General features: G+C 67.6%; 20 protein-coding genes and 4 pseudogenes. 11 read left to right on the forward strand and 13 right to left on the reverse strand.

Annotated features, from left to right (window positions below; all coding sequences use genetic code 11):
* The first annotated feature begins 3 nt into the window (after positions 1–3).
* The gene (locus tag AC3IFE_RS32880; protein ID WP_089471433.1) at positions 4–978 is read left to right on the forward strand and encodes a type II secretion system F family protein; all 975 of its coding nucleotides are present in this window, start codon (positions 4–6) and stop codon (positions 976–978) included.
* 266 nt (positions 979–1244) lie between these two features.
* Here the strand turns inward: AC3IFE_RS32880 and AC3IFE_RS32885 are convergent, their stop codons facing one another.
* From AC3IFE_RS32885 to AC3IFE_RS32905, 5 genes are all read right to left on the reverse strand, one after another.
* On the reverse strand, positions 1245–2210 hold the full coding sequence (locus tag AC3IFE_RS32885) for a SphA family protein (protein ID WP_489194499.1): 966 nt from the start codon (positions 2208–2210) through the stop codon (positions 1245–1247).
* A 37-nt stretch (positions 2211–2247) separates the two neighbouring features.
* Positions 2248–2775: a flavin reductase family protein gene (locus AC3IFE_RS32890; RefSeq protein WP_489194501.1), complete on the reverse strand. Its 528-nt coding sequence runs from the start codon at positions 2773–2775 to the stop codon at positions 2248–2250.
* Positions 2776–2780: 5 nt separating this feature from the next.
* On the reverse strand, positions 2781–4019 hold the full coding sequence (locus AC3IFE_RS32895) for a styrene monooxygenase/indole monooxygenase family protein (protein ID WP_489194503.1): 1239 nt from the start codon (positions 4017–4019) through the stop codon (positions 2781–2783).
* A gap of 64 nt (positions 4020–4083) precedes the next feature.
* Positions 4084–4872 carry an SDR family oxidoreductase gene (locus AC3IFE_RS32900; RefSeq protein ID WP_089471430.1) on the reverse strand — a complete coding sequence of 263 codons (789 nt, stop codon included), beginning with the start codon at positions 4870–4872 and terminating at the stop codon, positions 4084–4086.
* Positions 4873–4915: 43 nt separating this feature from the next.
* Positions 4916–6163 carry a dienelactone hydrolase family protein gene (locus AC3IFE_RS32905; RefSeq protein ID WP_489194506.1) on the reverse strand — a complete coding sequence of 416 codons (1248 nt, stop codon included), beginning with the start codon at positions 6161–6163 and terminating at the stop codon, positions 4916–4918.
* A 350-nt stretch (positions 6164–6513) separates the two neighbouring features.
* On the opposite strand from AC3IFE_RS32905, the gene AC3IFE_RS32910 reads away from it, so the two are divergent.
* Complete coding sequence (locus tag AC3IFE_RS32910; protein ID WP_489194508.1) at positions 6514–7539, forward strand: AraC family transcriptional regulator; 1026 nt, start codon at positions 6514–6516, stop codon at positions 7537–7539.
* A 46-nt stretch (positions 7540–7585) separates the two neighbouring features.
* Here AC3IFE_RS32910 and AC3IFE_RS32915 read toward each other — a convergent pair.
* The 3 genes and pseudogenes from AC3IFE_RS32915 to AC3IFE_RS32925 form a co-directional block, all read right to left on the reverse strand.
* Positions 7586–7694: pseudogene (locus AC3IFE_RS32915) on the reverse strand (LacI family DNA-binding transcriptional regulator); the annotation flags it as partial.
* A gap of 24 nt (positions 7695–7718) precedes the next feature.
* Entirely contained in the window at positions 7719–7889 is a 171-nt protein-coding gene (locus AC3IFE_RS32920) for a hypothetical protein (protein WP_006397039.1), read from the reverse strand.
* Positions 7890–8071: 182 nt separating this feature from the next.
* Positions 8072–8983, reverse strand: coding sequence for a DUF72 domain-containing protein (locus AC3IFE_RS32925; RefSeq protein WP_489194512.1), 912 nt, complete (start codon positions 8981–8983; stop codon positions 8072–8074).
* Positions 8984–9102: 119 nt separating this feature from the next.
* Between AC3IFE_RS32925 and AC3IFE_RS32930 the strand changes: the two are divergent.
* Together AC3IFE_RS32930 and AC3IFE_RS32935 are read left to right on the forward strand one after the other, a co-directional pair.
* Positions 9103–9345, forward strand: a pseudogene (locus AC3IFE_RS32930) (YadA-like family protein); the annotation flags it as partial.
* Positions 9346–9690: 345 nt separating this feature from the next.
* Positions 9691–10098, forward strand: coding sequence for a VOC family protein (locus AC3IFE_RS32935; RefSeq protein ID WP_179233570.1), 408 nt, complete (start codon positions 9691–9693; stop codon positions 10096–10098).
* Between the two features lie 18 nt (positions 10099–10116).
* Here the strand turns inward: AC3IFE_RS32935 and AC3IFE_RS32940 are convergent.
* Positions 10117–10215 (reverse strand): annotated as a pseudogene (locus tag AC3IFE_RS32940) (MerR family transcriptional regulator); the annotation flags it as partial.
* Positions 10216–10570: 355 nt separating this feature from the next.
* On the opposite strand from AC3IFE_RS32940, the gene AC3IFE_RS32945 reads away from it, so the two are divergent.
* Entirely contained in the window at positions 10571–11998 is a 1428-nt protein-coding gene (locus AC3IFE_RS32945; RefSeq protein ID WP_489194514.1) for an MFS transporter, read from the forward strand.
* A gap of 138 nt (positions 11999–12136) precedes the next feature.
* Here the strand turns inward: AC3IFE_RS32945 and AC3IFE_RS32950 are convergent, their stop codons facing one another.
* The gene (locus AC3IFE_RS32950; protein ID WP_489194516.1) at positions 12137–13537 is read right to left on the reverse strand and encodes an LLM class flavin-dependent oxidoreductase; all 1401 of its coding nucleotides are present in this window, start codon (positions 13535–13537) and stop codon (positions 12137–12139) included.
* On the reverse strand, positions 13534–14805 hold the full coding sequence (locus AC3IFE_RS32955; protein ID WP_489194518.1) for an acyl-CoA dehydrogenase family protein: 1272 nt from the start codon (positions 14803–14805) through the stop codon (positions 13534–13536). Before AC3IFE_RS32955 ends, AC3IFE_RS32950 begins: the two co-directional genes overlap by 4 nt.
* Before the next feature lie 291 nt (positions 14806–15096).
* On the opposite strand from AC3IFE_RS32955, the gene AC3IFE_RS32960 reads away from it, so the two are divergent.
* The 5 genes from AC3IFE_RS32960 to AC3IFE_RS32980 all read left to right on the forward strand — a co-directional run bounded on the left by AC3IFE_RS32960 (position 15097) and on the right by AC3IFE_RS32980 (position 18625).
* A complete protein-coding gene (locus tag AC3IFE_RS32960; RefSeq protein ID WP_301737039.1) occupies positions 15097–16335 on the forward strand; it encodes an SfnB family sulfur acquisition oxidoreductase in 1239 nt (412 codons plus the stop codon).
* Positions 16336–16582: 247 nt separating this feature from the next.
* Positions 16583–17047 (forward strand): hypothetical protein, encoded by a 465-nt coding sequence (locus AC3IFE_RS32965; RefSeq protein WP_301737038.1) that lies wholly within the window; start codon positions 16583–16585, stop codon positions 17045–17047.
* Between the two features lie 133 nt (positions 17048–17180).
* The gene (locus AC3IFE_RS32970) at positions 17181–17654 is read left to right on the forward strand and encodes a universal stress protein (RefSeq protein ID WP_089471421.1); all 474 of its coding nucleotides are present in this window, start codon (positions 17181–17183) and stop codon (positions 17652–17654) included.
* An 81-nt stretch (positions 17655–17735) separates the two neighbouring features.
* Positions 17736–18011: a DUF1488 family protein gene (locus AC3IFE_RS32975; RefSeq protein WP_089471420.1), complete on the forward strand. Its 276-nt coding sequence runs from the start codon at positions 17736–17738 to the stop codon at positions 18009–18011.
* 179 nt (positions 18012–18190) lie between these two features.
* Positions 18191–18625 (forward strand): Hsp20/alpha crystallin family protein, encoded by a 435-nt coding sequence (locus tag AC3IFE_RS32980; RefSeq protein WP_301737037.1) that lies wholly within the window; start codon positions 18191–18193, stop codon positions 18623–18625.
* 102 nt (positions 18626–18727) lie between these two features.
* Here the strand turns inward: AC3IFE_RS32980 and AC3IFE_RS32985 are convergent.
* Positions 18728–19065 (reverse strand): annotated as a pseudogene (locus tag AC3IFE_RS32985) (nitroreductase family protein); the annotation flags it as partial.
* 107 nt (positions 19066–19172) lie between these two features.
* On the opposite strand from AC3IFE_RS32985, the gene AC3IFE_RS32990 reads away from it, so the two are divergent.
* A complete protein-coding gene (locus tag AC3IFE_RS32990; RefSeq protein WP_027809190.1) occupies positions 19173–19823 on the forward strand; it encodes a BON domain-containing protein in 651 nt (216 codons plus the stop codon).
* A 73-nt stretch (positions 19824–19896) separates the two neighbouring features.
* Here the strand turns inward: AC3IFE_RS32990 and AC3IFE_RS32995 are convergent, their stop codons facing one another.
* The gene (locus tag AC3IFE_RS32995) at positions 19897–21663 is read right to left on the reverse strand and encodes a SulP family inorganic anion transporter (RefSeq protein ID WP_489194522.1); all 1767 of its coding nucleotides are present in this window, start codon (positions 21661–21663) and stop codon (positions 19897–19899) included.
* Positions 21664–21755: the final 92 nt, after the last annotated feature.

A 21755-nucleotide genomic window follows, 5' to 3' on the forward strand; every position in this document is an offset into this window, starting at 1 on the left:
GTCATGCAAAACCTGAGCGTGGTCCAGGCCGTGATGCTGGGCGGCTTGTTCATCTTCGTGGCCGGCGGCGTGCTCGTCGCGATGCTGCTGTTCGCGCCGCGCGGCATCCAGCGCCGGCTCCAGCAGGCCGGCGGGACCGGGGCGGGCGCCGTCGCCGGCCCGGGCGACGGCGACGACGTGGCGTCGCGCTGGGTCGCGAAGCTGGTCGAGCTGTCCACCCCGATCTCGAAGCTGTCGGTGCCGAAGGAGGGCTGGGAGAATTCGCCGCTGCGCATCCGGCTGATGAATGCCGGCTGGCGCAACCAGAGCGCGGCCGCGCTGTATTTCACCGCGAAGACGGTGCTCGCGCTCGGCCTGCCGTGCGCGGCGTTGCTGGCGCTGATCACGACGTCGCTCGGCGACGAGCGCGCGCTGTTGTCGCTGATCCTCGTGGCGCTCGCCGGCATCGGCTACTACATCCCGAACGTCGTGCTGTCGCAGCGGGTCAAGGTGCGTCAGCAGAAGATCTTCGAGGATTTCCCGGACGCGCTCGACCTGCTGACGGTGTGCGTCGAGGCGGGGCTCGGGCTCGACGCGGCGCTGATGAAGGTGAGCGAGGAGCTGCGGTTCAGCAGCGAGGTGGTCGCGAGCGAGCTCGATCTGCTGCTGCTCGAGATGCGATCCGGCTTCACGAAGGAGGCTGCGCTGCGCAATCTCGCGCTGCGCACCGGCGTGGAGGACATCGAATCGTTCTGCGCGATGCTGATCCAGGCGGACCGGTTCGGCACGAGCATCAGCGAATCGCTGCGCGTGCTGTCGGACATGCTGCGCACCCGCCGCCGGATGCGCGCGGAGGAACGCGCGGCGAAGATCGCGCTGAAGCTGCTGTTCCCGCTGATCTTCTGCATCTTCCCCGCGCTGATGGTGGTGCTGCTCGGCCCGGCGATGATTCACGTCTATCGCGTGCTGCTGCCCACGTTCGTCGGCATCGCGCCGTGAGCGGCGCGCGGATGCGGCTTTGCGCGTACCGATCAAGGCTGGACGTGCCGGCCCCGGGTGATTTGGCGGCCGGCGCGGCAACAGGCTTCATGGAGGCTCTCTCCCCAGGCGGCGCCGCGAGACAGGTCGACCATAGCGGCGTCAATGCATCCTGGACCCATGGTCGATCATGGAACGAGCCGTAGTCCACCGCCTTCACGGCTGCCCCCTGCGGCTAACCTCTCGAAGCGGCAAGCACCGTATCGGGACGGCCGGCGCGCCGTGCATCACTGGAAGTGATGCACGTAGCGCAGCACCAACCGCGTCCCTTGCGGCCGGTTGCGCGCATAGGTTTCGAAATACGCGTTGAACAGCAGGTGATCGTGCGGCGAGAAGCTATACATGGCGCCCGGCCCGATCGCGAACACGGCTTCCCGCGTGCCCGGCACGTCCTGCCCGTTGGCCTTCATGTCGGTGGTCTGGCGCAGCCAGTAGCCGTTGAGCCCCAGCCGCAGGCCGGGCCGCACTTCGTACTCGGTCGCGAAGTTCACATGGATCGCCTGGCCGGCCTGCGTCGACGTCACGTCCGGGCCGAGTGCCGTCGCCGGCTGATGGTTGGTCGCGTTCCACAGATAGTGCAGCCGCCACGATACGGTCCATTTCGGCGTGAGCCACAGCGTCGCGGCCCAGTACGGATCGAACGACCAGAAATGGCTGCCCGGATTGATCGCGCGCGACGGATCGTACGCGCCGGTCGGCACGATGAACTGGAATTCGACGCGCTGCGCGAAACGCGGGCCCTGCGCGCCCATCACCGGGTCGAACTGGACGAACGGGCCGATCAGCAGATCGCCGAAGCCGGCGCGCGCATTCAGCGCGACGTTGCCGATGCCGTCGTCGGTGCGCGCGGACGCGATCCACGGCAGGATCACGTCGAGGCCCGGATGCATGCCCGCGAACGTCAGCGGCGACTGATAGACGAGCTGACTCAATCCCGCGAACAGGTCGACGTCCTGCTTCGGCAGCCCGACCTTGTTGCCCGCATTGTCGTTGACGCGGCCGGCCGTGTAGTACTGCAGGTATTGCGTGCCGTACCAGCCGGCGCCGGCCGGCGGCATGCCGTCGAGGAAACTGGTCATGCCGAGGTTGACCGCCGGCAGGTCGGCCGCATGGGCCGGCGTATGACCGGCGAGGCCACCGAGGCCGGCGAGCGCGAAGCCCGCGGCGACGAGCAGACGAGAGCCGAATTTCATGTTCACCACCTCCTGGAGTTTTATTTGTATGTACTAATCAAAGCGTGCGTGAAAGAGCAGGATGATCGGCGATCGCGCGATACTGGCCGGCATGGAACACGAGCGGCGCCTTGCCGAATGCGTCGAACTGCTCGATCTCGCCGATGAACAGCAGGTGGTCGCCGCCTTCGTAGTGGCCGACGTTGCGGCACACGAAGCGCGCGCTCGCGCCGTCGAGGCACGGCACGCCGCCGCTGCCTGAATCCGCGTGCGGCACGCCGTCGAACTTGTCGGCGCTGGGCGTCGCGAAGCGGCGCGACAGGTCGATCTGGTCGTGCGCGAGGATGTTGATCGCGAAGTGGGTCGCGGCGACGAAATCCGGGCGGCTCGGCGCGAGCTTGCGCAGGCTCCACAGCACGAGCGGCGGATCGAGCGACAGCGACGAGAATGAATTCGCGGTGAGGCCCACCTTGCGGCCGTCGGCCGCGCACGTGGTGATCACGGTGACGCCGGTCGGGAACTGCCCGAACGCGGCGCGCAACTGCATCGGGTCGAGGGCCGGACGGTCGGTGACGATGGTTTCCATGACGATTACTCCGCACGCACGCTGTGTTCGCGGATCAGCGCCGCGCATGCCGACGGCTCGAACCACCACGGCGCGAACCGGCGCGGATCGTCGAACCCGTCGACGATCGTTTTCGCGAGCGACGGCAGCTGGCCGGCCGCGCCGAGCAGTTCGAGAATGTGAGGCGGCGGCGGGGTGAGCAGCGAATTGGTCCAGCGCACGACGTGCTGCGCATACGCCCAGTAGTTTTCGAACGTCCGGTGCATCCAGTCTTCGCCGAACGGGGCGGCCTCGCGCGCGACGATCGCGTCGAAATACGCGTTCGCGCATTTCGCGGCGTTGTTCGAGCCCTGGCCCGTGATCGGATCGTTGACCACCACCGCATCGGCCATCCCGAACACGGTGCGGCCCGACGGCAGCCGGAAGAACGGCTTGCGCACGGTCGGCGCGAAGCGCCCGGCCAGCGTGCCGTTCGGATCGGTGAGCGCGACGTCGCGGCAGCGCTCGTATTCCCACGGCACGTATTGCTGCAGGAACGACAGGCTGCGGTCCAGATGCTGCTCGGGCGTCTTCACGTCGGCCCAGCAGTCGAGCGGGCCGCCCGGGATGCCTTCGAACACCATGATTTCGCACGGGCCGGTGGTGGTCAGCGCGGGAAACACGAAGTATTCGCCGATGCCCGGCAGCAGGTTGAAGCGCACGCGCGAATACGGCTTGCTCGGTGTCATTCCTTTCACGTAGGTCAGCGCCAGCGCGCGCTGCGGGCGGTCGAACGGGCTGCGCGCATCGTCGCGGCCGAGCAGGTTCACGATGTCGCCCTTGCCGGCCGCGAGCAGCACGAGGTCGTGGCCGCGCGCCAGTTCCTCGAGCTCGGGCACGCCGATGTCGCCGATCCGTACGTCCGCGCCGCGGCGACGCACGCCGTCGAGCCAGTCGGCCATCTTCACGCGCTGGTCGACCGACTGCGCGTAGCGCGTCAGTCGCGACGACCAGTCGATCGCCTTGCGGCCATTGCCGTCGGGGTGCGGCACCGCGATGCCGATGCCTTCGACGGACGGGCACGCTTCCTCCCACGTATTCAGGCCGAGATCGCGCTCGATCTGCAACGACGTGTGGAACATGCACTGGCTCGACATGACCTTGCCCGCGCGGATCTGCTCCGCGTCGCGGTTGGTCGCGAGCGTGACGTGGTAGCCCCGGCCGAGCAGGGCGAAGGCGAGTTGCAGGCCGGACTGGCCGGCGCCGACGATAGCGATGCGTCTCATGGGAATGTCCTCGGTTGGCCGCGTGGCGGCCGGAATGATTGCGTGAAGGGGCGACGCGGAGCAGTCACTCCGCGAGGCGCGGAATCGCCGGCACCGCCTGTTCGGGACCCATCGCGGCGTAGCCGCCGTCCACCGCGTAGTCGGCGCCCGTCACGAAGCTCGCCGCGTCGCTGCACAGGAACGTGACGACCTGCGCGACTTCCGACGGATCGCCGACGCGGCCGAGCAGGTGGAACGGCGCGGCGACGCGATCGGTTTTCGCGCGGTCGCCGTGCGTCAGCTCGTCCATCACGCGCGACCAGGTCCAGCCGGGCGACACCGAGTTGACGCGAATCCGGTCGGGCGCGAGATCCATCGCCATGCTGCGCGTGAGCTGGCGGATCGCGGCCTTGGAGGTCGGATACAGCCAGCGGCCGGTCTGCGCGCACTGCGCGGAGATCGAGCTGAAGTTCACGATCGCGCCGCCGCCGCGCCGGGCCATGTGCGGATGCACGGCCTTCGCGAGCATTGCGGCCGACACGACGTTGACGTCCATCGCCGCGAGCCAGTCGTTGCGGGTCGCGTGGATGCCGTTGTCGACATAGCTGCATGCGAGGTTGACGAGCACGTCGATCGCGCCGAACCGTTCGACGATCGCCGATACCGCGCGCTCGATCGCGCGGTCGTCGGTGATGTCGAGCGCGATGAACAGCGCCCGTTCGCCGAGCGATGCGGCCACGCGTGCGCCGTTGTCCGCATCGAGATCGAGGATCGCGACGCACGCACCGGCGCGGCTCAGGTCCTGCGCGACTGCGGCGCCGATCAGCGTGGCGCCGCCGGTGACGAGCGCGACTTTGCCAGCAAGGGCATTCATGGGATGTCTCCGGGAATCGTGGGGGTGAGGGTTTGGGGGCGCGTCAGCGCGCACCCGTGGACGGCGCGCTATCGCGCCAGCGGCGCATCAGGCCGTTCGACGGCACGGTCACGTCGAGCAGCTTGCGGGCCGTGTCGACGCCCGCGACCGGCAGGCCGGCGGGGGCGAGCAGACCGATCTGCACGAGCACGCTCGCCTGATCCCAGTAGATGTGCTCGTGATAGAGCTTGTCGCCGCGAAACTTCACGATCGCGACGAGCGGAATCTCGACGCGCTTGCCGGTCGGCGCGACGCCCGGCAGCATCCAGTCGATCTCGGTGGTGTGCGTGAAGCAGAACAGCAGCTCGTCGACGATCTGGCTCGCGCCGATCGTGCGGGAGATCGGCGTGATCGTCGTGTCGGGCGGATTCGCATGCACGAAGTGATGCGTGTAGAAGCGCTTGAGTTCGTCGTGGCCGACGCCGCCCGTCAGCGTCGGAATATGGTTGACGTACGGCTCGGCGACCATCGTGGCCATCGTCGCGTCGACGTTGCGCGTGTCGAACTCGTGCTGCAGGTGCGTTTCCCACAGCGCGGACAGGTCGTAGCGCGGGCCGAGCGCGGCGCGGAACGCGGCGATCGCGCGCTGGTGGGCCATGATGGTGGCGGGCTGGTCGTAATGATCGCCGCCGGCGCGGGCGAATGCGTGATCGACGCCGGGGTAGACGTACACTTCGACGCCGTCGCGGCCGGACAGCGCATCCGCGATGCGCTGCCGCGCGTCGGGCGGGCAGAAGCGGTCCTGCGCGGCGATCTGCAGCACGAGCCGTCCACGCAGGTGCGCGGCTTCGTCCAGCGCATGCTCGATGCCCACGCCGTAGTAGCTGACCGCCGCGGCCACGCCCGGCAGCCGGCACGCGGCGAGATACGCGAGCTTGCCGCCGAGGCAGTAGCCGAGCACGCCGGCCTCGCCCGTGCATTCCGGTCGCCGGCGGAGCGCGTCCAGCGCGGCGCCGACGTCGTCGACACCCTTGTTTTCGTCGAATGCGCGATAAAGGGCCATTGCGCGCTCGAAATCGGCCGCCGTGTAGCCGAGTTCGATGCCCGGCGACTGGCGCCAGAACAGGTCCGGCACGACCACCGTATAGCCTTCCTCGGCGTAGTAGTCGGCCACATCCCGCATCGTCGCGTTCGCGCCGAAGATCTCGTGACAGAGCACGAGGCCCGGCCCCGTGCCGCCGGCCGGCGTGCTCAGGTACGCGCGGAACGCGCCGCCGTCCGGCGCTGGAATCTCGATGTGACGTCCGTTCATGTGTCCCTCCATGCGGTTGGTTTCGATGACGGCCCAGTATTGGCGGCCGAAATGGGCGTTTCTATCCGCTTTCTTCGGCCGGTATCCGCGAATTCCGGAAACCTGCGGCAGCGGCCGCCGCGGGCCGGCGGGCCGGGGCCGACTGCGGGTATGTGCGGATGCGGACAGCCCGCACAGTTTTCTACGATGCGCGAACGGTCCGCTTCTTGCGTGGCTTGCGCGGGACTTGCGTGTTTCATCGGACGGATTGTCCGGATACTCCGGGCACTGTCCGGATCGTGCGGCGCATTCCCCGATATCGGGAATGCATGCACGGCGCGAGTGCGATCGAGCACGACGGGAGAACTTCGATGGCGCAATTTTCCGAAACCGGCTGGCTGGGTGACGCCGCCTGTTTCAATCACGGCACGCTGCTGCTGGAGTCGAACGACGTCGACGAGGTGCGTGCGCGCGTGGCGGACGTCTTCAAGCCGCATCGACTCACGCCGACCGGCGAATCGCGCGTGCTGCACAGCTGCATGCACCATGCGCGCTGGGGCAACCTGTCGCTGAACCTGCTCGATTACGGCGGCGAGGTGTCGATCGAACCGGGGCCGCTCGAGCATTTCTATCTGTTGCAGATTCCGCTGCGCGGCGACGCCGAGATCGAATGCGGCGCGACGCGCTTCGTGTCGTCGCCCGACACGGCGTCGCTGCTGTCGCCCACGCTGCCGCTCCGGATGCGATGGGGCGAAGCGTGTCCGCAAGTCATCCTGCGTATCGAGCGCGACGTGATGGAACGGCATGCGCAGCGCCATTTCGGCGGGGACCGGCGCGCACCGGTGGAGTTCGAGCCGGCGTTCAGCCTGGCGTCGCAGCAGGGGGCCTGCCTCGCGCAAATGTTGCCGATGCTGGCCGACGCGATCGCGACGGACGGCCATCCGCTGCGCCATCCGCTCGCTTTCGAGCAACTCGAATCGACGCTGCTGAACCTGCTGCTGTACGGCCAACCGAATACCGCGCGCAACGGCACACGTCCCGCGCCGGCACCACTCGCGCCGTTCTACGTGCGGCGCGTCGAGGAATACATCCGCGCGCATCTCGACGAGCCGCTGACGATCGAACGGCTCGCCGAACTCGCCGGCGTGAGTCCGAGCACGCTGTTCGCCGGCTTTCGCAATCGCCACGGGATCACGCCGATGGGCTTCGTGCGGCAGTTGCGGCTGCAACATGTACGCGATGAACTGTTGGCCGACGACACGCCGGGACTCGCGTCGGTCACCGACGTCGCGCTGAAATGGGGCTTCGCGCACCTCGGGCGGTTCGCGATCGAGTACAAGCGCGCGTTCGGGGAATCGCCGTCGGCGACGCTCAGGATGCGGCGCGGGCAGAGGTGACCCGGCTGCACGGCGCGCGTTCGGCGGCCAGCGCGCGAATGCCGGTCGCGAGCGTCGACGTACGGCCCTCGGCGAGCGCGCGCGGCCAGGTTCGACCAATAGCCGAGTTCGCGGATCGCCGCCGTCACGCGCGCGACGGTCGCCGGCTTCACCTTCTACGGACTGCGCAGCACGCCGCGCTACGACCGGTCGCGATTCCGGGCGCGTGTCGCGCCGGTGATGACCGCGATGCCGAACAGGATGACGGCCACGATCTCGATGATGTGCTGGGAGACGTGCAGCGTCATCAAACCCCACGCGACGCCGCCGATGAAAATGATCCATCCGACCAGGTAGATAAGCAGGGTCATCGCTTTTTCTCCTTGCAGTTTTGGCCCATGGCGCCGGCTATCGGTCGTGCAAAATTTACCGGGCGCGCGACGGGCGCGATGAGGGGCACTATCCGTAAGCATAGAAGCATCTGGCGGACCTGGCCTGGCCTGGCTTCGGCGGGCCGGCTGGCACGCCCGCCGGCCGCAGCTTGCCGAGCGTTTCATTCGGACACCGCATCGGGCGCATGCAGCCCGAGCCGGGCCATGAGCCGCCCGGCATCGAACGGCGCCTGCGTTTTCGTGTCGTTGTCGAAATAGCAGTACACGTCGCGCGTCGCCGCCCGAGGCGGTTTTAGCGCCGGTGCGGCGAGACGCGCATCGTCGGGCTGCGCGCCCCGGCTCCAGGTTTCGATTCTGCGTGCCCATCGTTCGAGCGCCGCATCGGTGTATTCACCCGAATACTTCGTTTCAGTACCGTGCAGCCGGATATAGACGAACCGCGCGCTCAGATCCTCGAGCTGCGGCCACGCCTCGGTCGAATCCGACACGACGAGCGCGACCTTGTGGCGGCGCAGCAGTTTCACGAACGCCGGATCGACGAAGCTCTCGTGCCGTACTTCCACCGCGTGACGCAACGCGCGCTTGCGGTCGATCCGCAGATACGGCTCGCGGACGCGCGCATCGTGCCGTCGGGCGAGCGCGAGCGCGGCTTCCGTGTCGGGCGGCAGCAGGCTCAGGAAGCGCTCCATATGCGCCGGATCGAACCGCAGCGACGGCGGGAATTGCCACAGCAGCGGCCCGAGCTTGTCCTTCAGCGCGAACAGCCCCTGCGCGAAAAAATTCGCGCACGCGATCGTGGCCGTTTCGCCGCGAAAGCGCAGCATGTGCGTCAGGTAGCGCGAGCCTTTCACGCTGAACACGAACCCGGGCGGCGAGTCGGCATACCAGCGCCGCCAGCTGTCGGGCGCTTGCAGGCTGTAGTGCGTGCCGTTGATTTCGATCGTCTGCATGTGGGCCGATGCATACCGCAACTCGCTGGCCTGCTTCAGGTCGGGCGGGTAGAACGTCCCGCGCCAGCCGGGGTAGCGCCAGCCCGAAATGCCGATGTGAATCCTGCCGGATGTGCGTGTCACGTCGATGCCCGGCTGCGCCGGCTCCCTGATGCGGTTCGGGCGACGAGCAATCGGCGTGCCGCCGCCGATTTGATTTTTTAAAGACCGCGCCACGTTCGGCCAGTATCATCGCTGCGCTCGACCTGAAGAAGGACATGTACGGCGGCGTCGCGTCGGCGATGGCGGTGGCCGGCTTGCCGCGGCCGACCGGCGCGGGGCGCTCGATGGTGTCGGCGGCGACGTCGAACTATCACGGCCAGCAGGGCTTCGCGGCCGGCTACTCGTACGTGACGGAGAGCAACCGCTGGGTCGTCAAGGCATCGGTGACGGGCAACACGCGGTCGGACTTCGGCGCGGTGGTCGGCGCGGGTTATCAGTTCTGATGCAGGTCGCGTCGCGTTGAGCGATGCGCGGTGCCGGGCAACGGATGTACAGCCGGACACCGCTGTCGATCGACGGCCCGGGGTTCGTTCGCGAATCCCGGGCCGTCGTCGTTTGATGTCGTCGGCCGATCGGGTGCCTCGCATCGACGAGGCTGTCGCGAATGCGAGTCATGCGATCCGTCGCAATCGTCGCCCTCCCGCAACGGGCGGTGCGACAAGGGTTTCACGCGGTTCCGGCGGAACGTCGAATGCGAGTTGTGGAATGCGAGCTTCCGCTCGTATTCTGAAGTCCTCGGGCGGCACGGCATGGAGCCTTCGCCCACCACCGCATCGGAGCGCGCGACCATGACCGAAACGACACACACGATGAAACTCAACCACCTGAGCTTCCCCTCTGCCGACACGCTGGCGACGGCCCGGTTCTTCGAGCGATACCTCGGCTTCACGATCGCGGGAAGCTGGGACAAATCCTGGATCCTCAAGCGTCCGGGCTTCGACGTCGTGATCGATCACGTCGGCGACGGCGTGCCCGCGTGGCCGACCAACTTCCACGTCGGCTTCGAACTGCCGAGCCTCGATGCCGTGCATGCGCTGTTCGCGCGTTTCAAGGAAGAGGGCGTCGCGATGGAGACGGATGTCTTCAACAACGGGCGCGGCTCGCGCTTCTTTTGCCGCGCGCCGGGCGGCGTGATGTTCGAACTGAACACGCGCGCGGATGCCGCGCCGGAATATCAGGGGACCTTCGACGATTGACGCGATGCGATGCGTGTCGCGCCGCTTCTCCAGATCGGCGATCTGGTCGCACGACCGCGTGCCCTCGATCAGCAGCATGCAGTCCAGAAAGCCGCGAATATCGTCGAGCGTGAAACCGCGGACGGAAGGGGAGGCAATCATTTAGCACTCGCGCGCGAGCGGCAACGCGCCGCAAACAGGTAAGTGACCGGCTAATGTAACGAAGCGCAGGCGATTCACTAACGAAGGAATTCGCGATTGCACATGCATGCTGCCGCTAAGCACCGCCCGCGCAACTTTATGACGTACGCCGATTAATTTATCGGTTTATATCGCTTGGGATTACCGGATCGAGGGAACAGAATTTCCGCTGCCGGAAGTCGACGGCAGCGGGCCGAATACGCTCGACGCCGCGATAGCCGACAAGGCGCCCGCCTGGTTTCCGGCTTCACGACGACCTTGCCATGTATTCGGCATCAAACTAAGGAATCCGATGAGTTCGATCGATCTGAGCCCGGTCACGCCGGTTTCTTCTCCCATCCGCTCGGCCAGCGACGTCGCGCGCCTGATCAATACGGTGGACAGTTCGGTGAGCCACGCGCGGATGATCGTGCTGCTGGCGCTCGGTGGCGTGTTTCTCGACGCGTACGACCTGACGACGCTGTCCTACGGCATCGACGACGTCGCGCGCGAATTCGGCCTGACGCCCGCGCTGACCGGGCTGGTCGGGTCGGCGATCATGATCGGCACGATCTTCGGCAGCCTGATCGGCGGCTGGCTGACCGACCGGATCGGCCGCTACCAGGTGTTCATGGCCGACATGCTGTTCTTCGTGGTCGCGGCGATCGCGGCCGGGCTCGCGCCGAACGTCTGGGTGCTGATCGCCGCGCGCTTCGTGATGGGACTCGGCGTCGGCATCGACCTGCCCGTCGCGATGGCGTTTCTCGCGGAATTCTCGAAGTTCAACGGCCGCGGCAACAAGGCGTCGCGGCTCGCCGCGTGGTGCCCGATGTGGTACGTCGCGTCGTCGGTGTGCTTCCTGCTGATCTTCGGCCTGTATTTCCTGCTGCCGGCCGAGCATGCGGGCTGGCTGTGGCGCGCGTCGCTGATCTTCGGCGCGGTGCCGGCGCTCGTCATCATCCTGTTCCGCAACCGCTTCATGAACGAGTCGCCGCTGTGGGCCGCGAATCAGGGCGACCTGGCCAATGCCGCGCGCATCCTGCGCGAGTCGTACGGCATTCACGCGCACGAAGCGGACGATGCGCGACGCGAGCCGAGCCCGCCGCCTGTGCGGATTCGCGTGTTGTTCCAGCGTCCGTATCTGGGGCGCACGATCGTCGCCAGCGTGATGAACCTGTGCATCCCGTTCGAATACACGGCGATCGCGTTCTTCCTGCCGTCGATCCTGTCGCAATTCCTCGGCGCGGGCGTGTTCGAGACGATCGCGGCGTCGCTGGCGTTGAACGTGCTGTTCGCGTTTACCGGCGGCTTGCTCGGCATGCGCGTCGCGCATCGCTATCCGTCGCGTCATGTCGCGATCGCGGGGTTCGCGCTGCAAACGATCGCACTCGTCGCGCTGGCGCTGGCGGGCCATCCGCACGGGGCGATCGCGGTCGGCGTCGTGTTGCTGATGCTCGGCACGTGGCTGTTCGCCGAAGGCTTCGGGCCCGGCGCGCAGATGATGATCTATCCGACGTTGTCGTATCCGGCCGCGATTCGCGGCACCGGCGTCGGCTTCGGGCGGTCGCTGTGCGGCATCGGCCAGGCGCTGGCGCTGTTCGTGCTGCCGATCCTGCAGGCCCGCCTCGGCACCGACATGTTCTGGGTCGTCGCGGTCAGTGCGGTCACGCCGATCGTGTTTCTGCTGATCGTGCGGTATGAACCGACGGCGCACGACATCGACGACGGAAGCACCGCGTAAGCACTGACCGGGGCGCGCTCGCCGTCCCCGCTCCCCGAAAACACGAACGGCTTCGTCGCACTGCACGAAGCCGTTCGTACTGAAGCCGGTCGCCGCGTGAATGCGGACAGACCGGCTTCGACGTTTGCCGACGTTTCGTTACGCGCTGACCGCTTCCCGCTCGGCCGCGCGCTTCACCTGTTCGATATCGCGAAACCGCGCGGCCGGATGTTCGTCCGGCAACCGTGCCGAACCGCCGAACAGTTTTTCGCGCAGCGTGCCGGGCGCATACGCGGCCGGATACACGCCGCGGCGCTGCAACTCCGGCACGAGATAACGCACGACGTCCTCGAAGGTTTCATGCGCGACCGCATACGCGAGATTGAAGCCGTCCACGTCGGTCGCGGCGACCCATTCCTGCAGGATGTCCGCAACGGTCGCCGCCGACCCGACGAACACCGGGCCCATCCCGCCGATGCCGCCCCAGGCGGCCAGCGCTTCGATCGTCCACGCGGTGTCGCCGCCCGACAGGTGCTCGACCGCCGACACGATCGCGTTCGTTTCGACGCGCCTGACCGGATCGGTCGGCGCGTACTGGCCGAAGTCGATGCCGGTCCAGCCCGACATGAACACCAGCGACCCATCGTACGACACGTAGCGGCGATACTCGTCGAACTTGGCCTGCGCCTTCTCGTCGGTCTCGTCGACGATCACCGTGACGAGGTTGTAGATCAGCACCTTCGCCGGATCGCGTCCGGCGGCGGCAGCCTGCGCACGCACGTCGGCCACGTAGCGCGCCAGTTGATCGCGGGTCGGCGCCGCGACGAACACGCATTCGGCGTGCCGCGCGGCGAACGCCTTGCCGGGGCCCGACGCGCCCGCCTGGAACAGCACCGGCGTGCGCTGCGGCGACGGCTCGCACAGGTGGTAGCCGGGCACGTCGAAGAAGCGGCCCTGGTGGCCGATCTCGTGCACTTTCTCCGGATGCGTGAACACGCGGCCGTCGCGATCGCGCACCACCGCGCCATCCTCCCAGCTGCCCTCGAACAGCTTGTACAGCACCTCGACGTATTCGGCCGCGACCGCATAGCGGTCGTCGTGCGTGCGCAGCCCGTGATCGCCGACGTTCTTCGCGCCGCTCTCCAGGTACGACGTGACGATGTTCCACGCGAGCCGGCCCTTCGTGTGATGGTCGGCGGTCGACAGCCGGCGCGCGAACGTGTATGGGTGCTCGAACGTCGTCGACGCGGTGATGCCGATGCCGAGATGCTCGGTCGCCATCGCGATCGGCGCGGCCAGTTGCAGCGGATCGTTGACCGGGATCTGCGCGGCCTGGTGCAGCGCGTGATAGTTGCTGCCCTTGTACACGTCGTAGTAGCCGATCACGTCCGCGATGAAGATCGCATCGAAGATCCCGCGCTCGAGCACGCGCGCGAGGTCGGTCCAGTAATCGAGATCCTTGTACTGCCACGAGCGGTCGCGCGGATGCGCCCACAGGCCCGGCGATTGATGTCCCACGCAGTTCATCTCGAACGCGTTGAAGCGAATGGTCTTGCTCATTGCGCGGCCCCCGTCTCCGCGCCGGCGTTCGCATTGGCGCCCGCGCCGTTGCCCACCCGCCAGACGAACGGCGGCGTGCGGCCGTTGACGATCCAGTCGCCGACGATGCGCGCCTTGTACACGAGCGGGTTGTGCGACGACACCGTGCGCGCGTTGCGCCAGTGGCGATCGAGTGCGGTCGTGCTGCGGGTCGCGGATGCGCCGAGCGCGTCGAACAGGCGCGTCGCCGCGCGCAGCACGAGTTCGGACACGACGAGCTGACTCTGCGCGGATTCGATTTCGGCCGCGACGTTCGCGGCCTGCTCGGCCGCTTCGTCGCCGCCGAAGCGCGCTTCATAGGCCTGCTGAAGCGGCTGCGCGGCACGTAGCGCGAGCGCGTCGGCCGCGTACGCCCATGACGCGATCTCGCCGATCACCTGCTGCAGCTGGGCGTCGTCGCCGGCACGCTGCGCATTGCCGTGGCTGTACACGCGCGTGCGGTTGCGCACGAGCTCGCCCGCGTCGCGCACGATCGCGTGGCCGATGCCCGCCAGCGTCGCGACGTGGAACAACTGGTAGAACGCGGTCTGGTACTTGAAGCGGCGCGCGAAATCGATCACGTTGTCCGCGTCGACCGCCGCATTCTCGAAGCGCGTCGTGCCGCTGCCGGTGGTGGTCTGGCCGAAGCCGTCCCAGTCGTCGTCGCGGATCACGCCGGGCTGCGCGGTCGCGACGGCGACGATCACGTCGCTGCCGTCGTGCGCGCGCTGCGCGAATACGTCGATCCAGTCGGCGAACAGGCTGCCGGTGCTGTAGAACTTCCGGCCGTTCAGCACGAGCCGGCCGTTCTGCTCCGACACCTTCGTGATGGTCTGGCCGAGCGGCACGTCGCCGGCCTCCGACCACGCATTGCCGACGAGCTGACCGCTCGCGAAGCGGTCGAACCAGGTCGTGCGCTGCGGCTCGGGCGGCGCATTGAGCCAGTCCTCGACGAACGCGAAATGTCCGCGCAACGCCTGCGGCAAATTGGAATCGGCGGCGGCCAGTTCGGTCAGCAGCCGGAACAACTGCGGTAGCGACGCGCCCGCGCCGCCGGCACTGGGCGGCAGCCGGATCGCGCCGAAGCCTGCCGACTTCAGCCAGCCGATCGCCTCGTGCGGCAATTCGCGGTTGCGTTCGCGCTCGGCGGTGCCGGCGGCGATACGTTCGAAGATCGGTCGGAACCGGCTCGCGAGCGCGTCGTAATCGGTACCGGTGGAAAGGTCGGGAGCTGCGTGCGATGAAGTCATGCGGATTTCCTCGAAGGGCGTGGCCGTGTGCGCCGGGAGCCCAGTATAGGAAGCGCGACGCGGGCGTTCCAATAACGGATTCTCGGATCGTTATCGTCGCTGCGTATTACGGCAACCGCGCGGGACGCATCGACGCTCTCGCATCCGTTGCGGCGCTAAAACATCGATTCACCGGTATCAGGCGCGACGTCGTTTGTTCTCCAAAGGAATATCGTTTCGAGAATCGCTCGGTTTTCCGGCCCGCGCGGCGCTGCTAGATTGAATGCTTTCGTCATTCGACAGGAGAACCCGATGTCAGACACGAGCGCGACGATTCAGGAGCGGCCCACCGATGCACCACGGCAGGTGGCTCGCGTGATTGCGGACGATGCGCAAGCGATCGCGGCGGCGCATGCACTGGCGCAACGCGTCGCGCAAGGGGCCGCCGAACGCGATCGCGAACGCCGGCTGCCGCGCGAAGAGATCGAATGGTTCTCGCAGTCGGGGCTGTGGGCGATCACGGTGCCGAAGGCATACGGCGGCGCGGGCGTGTCGCACGTGACGCTTACCGAGGTGATCAAGATCGTCGCCGCGGCCGATGCGTCGCTCGGGCAGCTTCCGCAGAATCATTTCGGGTTGGTCGACGTGATCGCGCTGGTCGGCACCGACGCGCAGAAGCGGCATTTCTTCGCCGAAGTGCTGAGCGGCAAGCGGTTCGGCAACGGATTCTCGGAGAAGGGCACGAAGCACGTGCTCGACCTGAAGACGCGCGTGCGCCGCGACGGCGACGACTATGTCGTCGACGGCACGAAGTTCTATTCGACCGGCGCGCTGTTCGCGCATTACGTGCCGGTGCTCGGGCTCGACGACGCGCGGCAGGCGTGGCTTGCGTACGTGCCGCAACCGACGCCGGGCCTGAGCGTGATCGACGACTGGTCGGGATTCGGGCAGCGCACGACCGCGAGCGGCACGGTCGTGCTCGACGCGGTGCGCATCCCCGCGTCGCACGTGCTGCCCGCGCAGCGCGTGTCGGACGTGCCGACGCTCAACGGCCCGCTGTCTCAGATCATCCAGGCGGCGATCGACGCGGGCATCGCGAAGGCGGCCGTCGACGATACGCTCGCGTTCGTGCGGACCCGCACGCGGCCGTGGGTCGACAGCGGCGTCGAGCGGGCGGTGGACGATCCGCTGACGATTCGCGAAATCGGCCGGCTGCACATCCAGCTGCATGCGGCCGATGCGTTGCTCGAACGCGCGGCGCGCACGCTCGACGAGATCGCGGCAAAAGGCGACGTGACCGAAGACGATGTCGCGCGGGCGTCCGTCGCGGTCGGCGAAGCGAAAGTGCTGACGACCGAGATCGCGCTGCTCGCGGGCGAGAAGCTGTTCGAGCTGGCCGGCACGCAGTCGACGCTCGCCGAGCACAATCTCGACCGGCATTGGCGCAACGCGCGCACGCATACGCTGCACGACCCGGTGCGCTGGAAATATCACCTCGTCGGCAACTACTACCTGAACGGCGCGCGCCCGGCGCGGCATGCGTGGAATTGAATCGTCAGCGGCAAACGAGGCGGGCGCCGAGGATCGGGGACGCGCCCATGCTACGGGCGGCGCCGTGCCGATCGAATCAACGAATCGTCGAAAGCAGGGTCTCGTGGCGACGCACGCGATGTGCGACGCATGACGGCGCTTGACGCAGGTCAACCTCATTCGCGCTGCCGGCAATACAGTGGACTCCGGCGCTCGCACGACGCGGCGCCCGATGGCGCGCGAGTCGCCGCGCGATGAGGCAGGGGCAATGAAACATCCGACGTGGGCGATCGGCGCCGCGCTCGCGCTGGGCGCTTGCGCCGGTATGAGCCAGGAAGCGGCGTTCCGGTCGACCGAAACGCAATTGCGGGCGGCACGGGAAGCTGCAGCGCTGCACTGTTCGACGGCGCCTGAATGCGACCGTGCATGGCAGCTCGCACGGCGCTACGTCGACGCGCGTTCGTCGACCCGTGTCACGCGATTCAGTGCGGACCGGATCGAGACCGCGCAACCCCATTTCGCCGGCGAAGTTTATCTATGGGCGTCGCGCACGGCATCGGACGACGGCGGCGCGGTGATTCGGCTCAAGGCGATGTGCAAGGGCATGTACGGCACCGATGGCGGCCCCGGCTGGCAATACGATGCATGCGCGTCGAAGATCCTTGAAATCGAGCGCGGTTTCGCGACGTACGAGCGCCCGACGGGCGCGCCGACGCCGCCGGTCGACCCTTGATAATGGAGCGCCTTCTGCGTCGGCTCATATCGCTTCGAACCGTTGACGTCGGTCAACGCCGGTTTCCGGCGAGCGTTGATGATGAAACAACGCCGAACGCCACCGGCGCGTCCAGTCATCCAGCGAGGTCGATATGTACACGAACATCATGGTCGCCGTCGACGGCAGTCCTTCGTCGAATCTGGCGCTTCAAGAGGGCTTGAAGGTTGCCCGGTCCTGCGGCGCGCGCCTGTTCGCCGTTTTCGTCGTCGACCAATCGCTTCTGATCACGTACGCCGGACGAATGAGCCCGGATGGCCTGCTCGACGAGGTCCGGCGCGATGGCGCGGCGGTGCTGCGAAGCGCGGAACGGGCCATCTCGCATGCGGCCGTCAACGGCGATACCGAAATCGTCGAGACCGAACCCGGCCAGGATATCGCCGAACGGCTGCAACGCTATGTCGTCGAACGGTCGATCGATCTCGCCGTGGTCGGTACGCACGGGCGGCGCGGCGTCCGTCGACTGGTCCTCGGCAGCGTAGCCGAACGGTTTCTGCGCGGATCGAGTTGCCCGGTCCTGCTCGTACGCGGCGACGATGCCGCGCCTGCTGCCGTCGCGGCAGCCTAGCGTCGCCGTGCCCGATAACGGGTCGGCTCGCCCGGGTCGAGTCGGGCGACGATCGGCACGCAACCTGCCCAGGGGATCGTCATGCAGATAACTTTTCCTTCCGAACCGCCGACGTATTGCGGTCTGGACCCGGCGCTGGCCTTTCCGGCCGTGGTCGAAGGCCGCCGCGTGCGCTGCGTGATCACCGCGGAAGCGCTGGAAGATCACTTCCGGGCGGCATCGCCGCGCGAACAGGATCTCGTCGACGCATTCGCGCATCATCGCCCCGCGATCGAACGCGCGGCGCGCTGCCTGCTCGAGGAAATGGACGGCAGGCCGATCCTGCTTCACAGCGGATTTTTCCGGTTCTGTACGTGATCGCCGCGGGTCATTGACGCGTATCAAGCGCGCGACGGTGCGAGCGGATACGCTGATTTCAGAGGGATCCTTCGTCCGTTGCGCGGCTCGCGATGCCGCGCCAGTCCGATCCGCATCACGGCGCCGCGCTGGCCGGACGAAAGCGCTGCTGCATGTCAACCGTACGAGGAGTGCGAACCATGACCCACCTCACGCGTTACGATCCGTTTTCGATCGAACCCGTCTCCGACCTGTTTCAGGGACTGTTCAGGCCGCTGCGCGGCGTGGCGACGACGGACGACCCCGGTCTTGCGTCGATGAAGATCGACGTGTCGGAAAACGACAACGCCTACAAGGTCCATGCGGAGTTGCCGGGCGTCGCGAAGGAGGATATCGATGTCCAGGTGACGGGCCGAACCGTCACGATCAATGCGAAGGTCGAGCGCAGCAACGAGCAGAAGGATGGCGAGCGCGTGATCCGGCGCGAGCGCTACAGCGGCGCGATCGGCCGGTCGTTCTCGTTGTCCGACGAGATCGACGACGCGAACGCGACGGCGGCGTATCAGGACGGCGTGCTGTCGCTGACGCTGCCGAAGAAGGCGCCGGTCGGGCAGAAGAAGCTGACGATCAGTTGATCGGGAGGCAGACGCCGGGCGATGCGGGGCACGCGTCGCTCGAAGGGGGCGACGGCGCACGGAGCCATCCGCGTGCCGTTTCTTTCAATCGGCCACGTGCGCTCACGCCGCCGCTACCGTCCCGCGGGCACGGTATCCGACGGTCTGCGCGAGGATCGGCAGCCGTCCTCGTTCAGCCGCAACGCGTCGGCGAGCACGCGATGATTGATCCAGCCGCGCACGACCGTGCCGAGGCCGGCTGCCGTCCAGTAGAGCGAAACGTTCTGCGCGATGGCGCCCGCCGCGATGGCCGGGAACACGCAGCGTTGCGGCGGCGGCATGTCGAGGATCGAGGCGGTCCGCACCACGTAGACGAGATCGAGTGGCGCGCGGCCCACGACGTCCTGGTACCCCGTCAGGTTGCGTGCATCGGCTGCGTGTTTCGGCACGAGCCGCGGAGCCCGGCGCTGGGCATCGGTTGACCTGCATCAGCACCGCCGGGCCGCGCGTGTGCAAATCTGGTCGTATACGGCGGACAGGCGCGCCGAGGCTCACGGGAGTGCAGACGATGAAAACCGACAAGCAGTTGAAACAGGACGTTCAGGACGAGCTGGAATCCGACCCGGCAATCGACGCGACACGGATCGGTGTCGAGGTGTCCGACCGGATCGTGACGCTTTCGGGTCACCCGCCGAGCTATGCGGAGAAACTCGCGATCGAGCGTGCGGCGAACCGCGTGGCCGGTGTCAAGGCGCTCGTCGTCGACATGACCGTGCATCTGCCGAACGACGACGTCCGCACCGACGAGGACATCGCGAATGCCGTGCGCTCGGTGCTGCACTGGACGGTCGGGCTGCATGACGACGCGGTCAAGGTGCAGGTCGAGCACGGCTGGATCACGCTGTCCGGCCGGGTCGAATGGGCATACCAGAGCCATCTGGCCGTGCGCGCGATCTCGCAGATGCGCAGCGTGACCGGCGTGACCGACCACATCGTCGTGCAGGGGGCGGTCGGCTCGGCCGACATCGGCGGCAACATCAAGCGTGCGATCATGCGCCACGCGGAGCGCGAGGCGAAGCACATCGCGATCGAGGTGCGCGACGGCACCGTCCGGTTGTCCGGCAAGGTCGGCTCGTTCTCCGAACGCAAGGCCGTGCGCGGCGCCGCGTGGTCCGCGCGTGGCGTGCGCGCCGTCGTCGACGACCTGGTCGTCGAGTAAGGCCGGCGGGCTGAAGCTGGCCGCGCCGCCCGGCCCGACGCGATACGCGTGACGGCCGCCCATCTTCAAGCGTCTAGCCGCCCGTCTTGTTCCGCGCGGGCGGCGATGACGCGGAACGCGTGCCGTGTTCGCCCGCGCCCGCGTGATCGCCTTTCCGCTGGACGTGATGCGCAACGGCGTCGGTCACGGTCGGAAAGAAACTGGCCGCGCCGAACACGTCGAACAATCCGTAGGCGCGCAGGCGATCCTTCACCGGCCCCTTCATTTCCGCGAAGTTCAACGCGATGCGTTGCTCGCGGAGTTCTTCGCACAGCGCGACGAGCCGGTCCGCCGCGCTGACGTCGATATCGGTGACGGGCTCCGCGGCGACGACGATACGCGTGACCGGGCATGCCGAGCGCGCGATTGCCGCGTGCAGATGCTCGCAGAAGATCTCGACGTTGGCATAGAAGAGCGGGGCGTCCCAGCGGAACAGCACGAGGCCCGGGGTTTGCACGGCGTCCGGATGTCGCGTGATGTCGTGATAGCCGCGCACGCCTGACAGCCGGCCAAGCACGGCATCGTACGGGTGCCAGGCCCGCCACACGAACGACAGCAGCGACAGCGCGCTGGCGAGCAGGATGCCGGGGACGACACCCAGGCCGATCACGCCGGCAAAGCACAGGATCGAAATCAGGCATTCGCCGCGGCGCATCCGGTACAGCCGGACGACACTGCGGACGTCGGCGATGCCGAACGCCGCGTAGATCACGACCGCGGCCAGCGCTGCGCGCGGGACGAGCGTCAGCAGTGTGGGCGCGGCAATGAGCAGTATCGCGATGCATGCGGCCGCGACGAGATTGGTGACCTGGCTTTGCGCGCCGGCGGCGATCGCCACCGGCGTACGGGACGCGCTGCTGCTGACCGCGCAACCCTGCGTCACCCCCGCCAGCAGATTCGCCGCGCCCAATGCGATCAGTTCCTGGTTACGGTCCGGCGTGTCGCCAGCACGCACGGAAAGCGCACGCGACAGCATGCTGATGTCGGCGAACGACACCAGCGCCACGGCGATCGTACCGGACGCGAGCGCGCTCAGGTCGGCGAGCGAGACGGCCGGAAGGTGCGGGGCGGGCGCACCGGCCGGCAATGCGCCGACCGCCGCGATGCCGTCCGGCTGCAGCACGCGCGTGGCCAGCGTCGCCGCGAGCACGGCGATCAATACGCCGGGCCAGCGAGGTATCACACGCTTCATCAAGAAAATGGTCGCCAGAACACCGACACCGAGCAGGCAGGCAGCGGGTGAAAACCGGCGCGCGACGAGGGCATGCACGATGTGCGGGACGCTGGCGAACACGTCGCCGCCCGATGCCGTCATGCCGAACAGCTCGGGCAGGCGACCGATGGCGAGCGTGATGGCAATGCCGTTCAGATACCCGTACTGGATCGGGCGCGACAGCAAGTCGGTGACGAAACCGAGGCCGAGCGTACCGAGCAGGATGCAGATCGTACCGGCCGCCAGCGCCAGTGCGCCGGAGAGCGCGACGGCGCGCTGCGGATCATGGTCGGCGAGCGGCGCGATGGCGCCGGCGATCAGCGCGGCCAAGGCCGAATCGGGGCCCAGGACGAGAATCCGGCTCGGGCCGAGTACCGCATAGGCGAGCAATGCCGCGATCGACGCATACAGCCCGGTGACGGCCGGCAGGCCGGCCGCCTGCGCGTAGCTCATGCCGACCGGAACCAGCACGGCGGAAAGCGCGATGCCCGCATAGAGATCGCGCGATAACCAGGCACGCCGGTAGTTCGCGAGCAACGCCGCACCCGGGAACATGCGTGCGATGCGTCCGGAGCGGGGCAGGTTCATCGCCGCTTCATCCAGCGGATATCCGGGCAAAACGGGCGGACCGATCCGTGAGCGGCGGGTTCATCGGCATTGGGTCGGCGCGCGGCACGGCT

The sequence above is a fragment of the Burkholderia sp. APQ4-4ca genome (assembly GCF_057837105.1).

Coding starts and splice junctions, on each gene's coding strand:
- AC3IFE_RS32880 (WP_089471433.1), top strand. CDS start 4: ATGCAAAACCTGAGCGTGGTCCAGGCCGTGATGCTGGGCGGCTTGTTC.
- AC3IFE_RS32885 (WP_489194499.1), bottom strand. CDS start 2,210: ATGAAATTCGGCTCTCGTCTGCTCGTCGCCGCGGGCTTCGCGCTCGCC.
- AC3IFE_RS32890 (WP_489194501.1), bottom strand. CDS start 2,775: ATGGAAACCATCGTCACCGACCGTCCGGCCCTCGACCCGATGCAGTTG.
- AC3IFE_RS32895 (WP_489194503.1), bottom strand. CDS start 4,019: ATGAGACGCATCGCTATCGTCGGCGCCGGCCAGTCCGGCCTGCAACTC.
- AC3IFE_RS32900 (WP_089471430.1), bottom strand. CDS start 4,872: ATGAATGCCCTTGCTGGCAAAGTCGCGCTCGTCACCGGCGGCGCCACG.
- AC3IFE_RS32905 (WP_489194506.1), bottom strand. CDS start 6,163: ATGAACGGACGTCACATCGAGATTCCAGCGCCGGACGGCGGCGCGTTC.
- AC3IFE_RS32910 (WP_489194508.1), top strand. CDS start 6,514: ATGGCGCAATTTTCCGAAACCGGCTGGCTGGGTGACGCCGCCTGTTTC.
- AC3IFE_RS32920 (WP_006397039.1), bottom strand. CDS start 7,889: ATGACCCTGCTTATCTACCTGGTCGGATGGATCATTTTCATCGGCGGC.
- AC3IFE_RS32935 (WP_179233570.1), top strand. CDS start 9,691: ATGACCGAAACGACACACACGATGAAACTCAACCACCTGAGCTTCCCC.
- AC3IFE_RS32945 (WP_489194514.1), top strand. CDS start 10,571: ATGAGTTCGATCGATCTGAGCCCGGTCACGCCGGTTTCTTCTCCCATC.
- AC3IFE_RS32950 (WP_489194516.1), bottom strand. CDS start 13,537: ATGAGCAAGACCATTCGCTTCAACGCGTTCGAGATGAACTGCGTGGGA.
- AC3IFE_RS32955 (WP_489194518.1), bottom strand. CDS start 14,805: ATGACTTCATCGCACGCAGCTCCCGACCTTTCCACCGGTACCGATTAC.
- AC3IFE_RS32960 (WP_301737039.1), top strand. CDS start 15,097: ATGTCAGACACGAGCGCGACGATTCAGGAGCGGCCCACCGATGCACCA.
- AC3IFE_RS32965 (WP_301737038.1), top strand. CDS start 16,583: ATGAAACATCCGACGTGGGCGATCGGCGCCGCGCTCGCGCTGGGCGCT.
- AC3IFE_RS32970 (WP_089471421.1), top strand. CDS start 17,181: ATGTACACGAACATCATGGTCGCCGTCGACGGCAGTCCTTCGTCGAAT.
- AC3IFE_RS32975 (WP_089471420.1), top strand. CDS start 17,736: ATGCAGATAACTTTTCCTTCCGAACCGCCGACGTATTGCGGTCTGGAC.
- AC3IFE_RS32980 (WP_301737037.1), top strand. CDS start 18,191: ATGACCCACCTCACGCGTTACGATCCGTTTTCGATCGAACCCGTCTCC.
- AC3IFE_RS32990 (WP_027809190.1), top strand. CDS start 19,173: ATGAAAACCGACAAGCAGTTGAAACAGGACGTTCAGGACGAGCTGGAA.
- AC3IFE_RS32995 (WP_489194522.1), bottom strand. CDS start 21,663: ATGAACCTGCCCCGCTCCGGACGCATCGCACGCATGTTCCCGGGTGCG.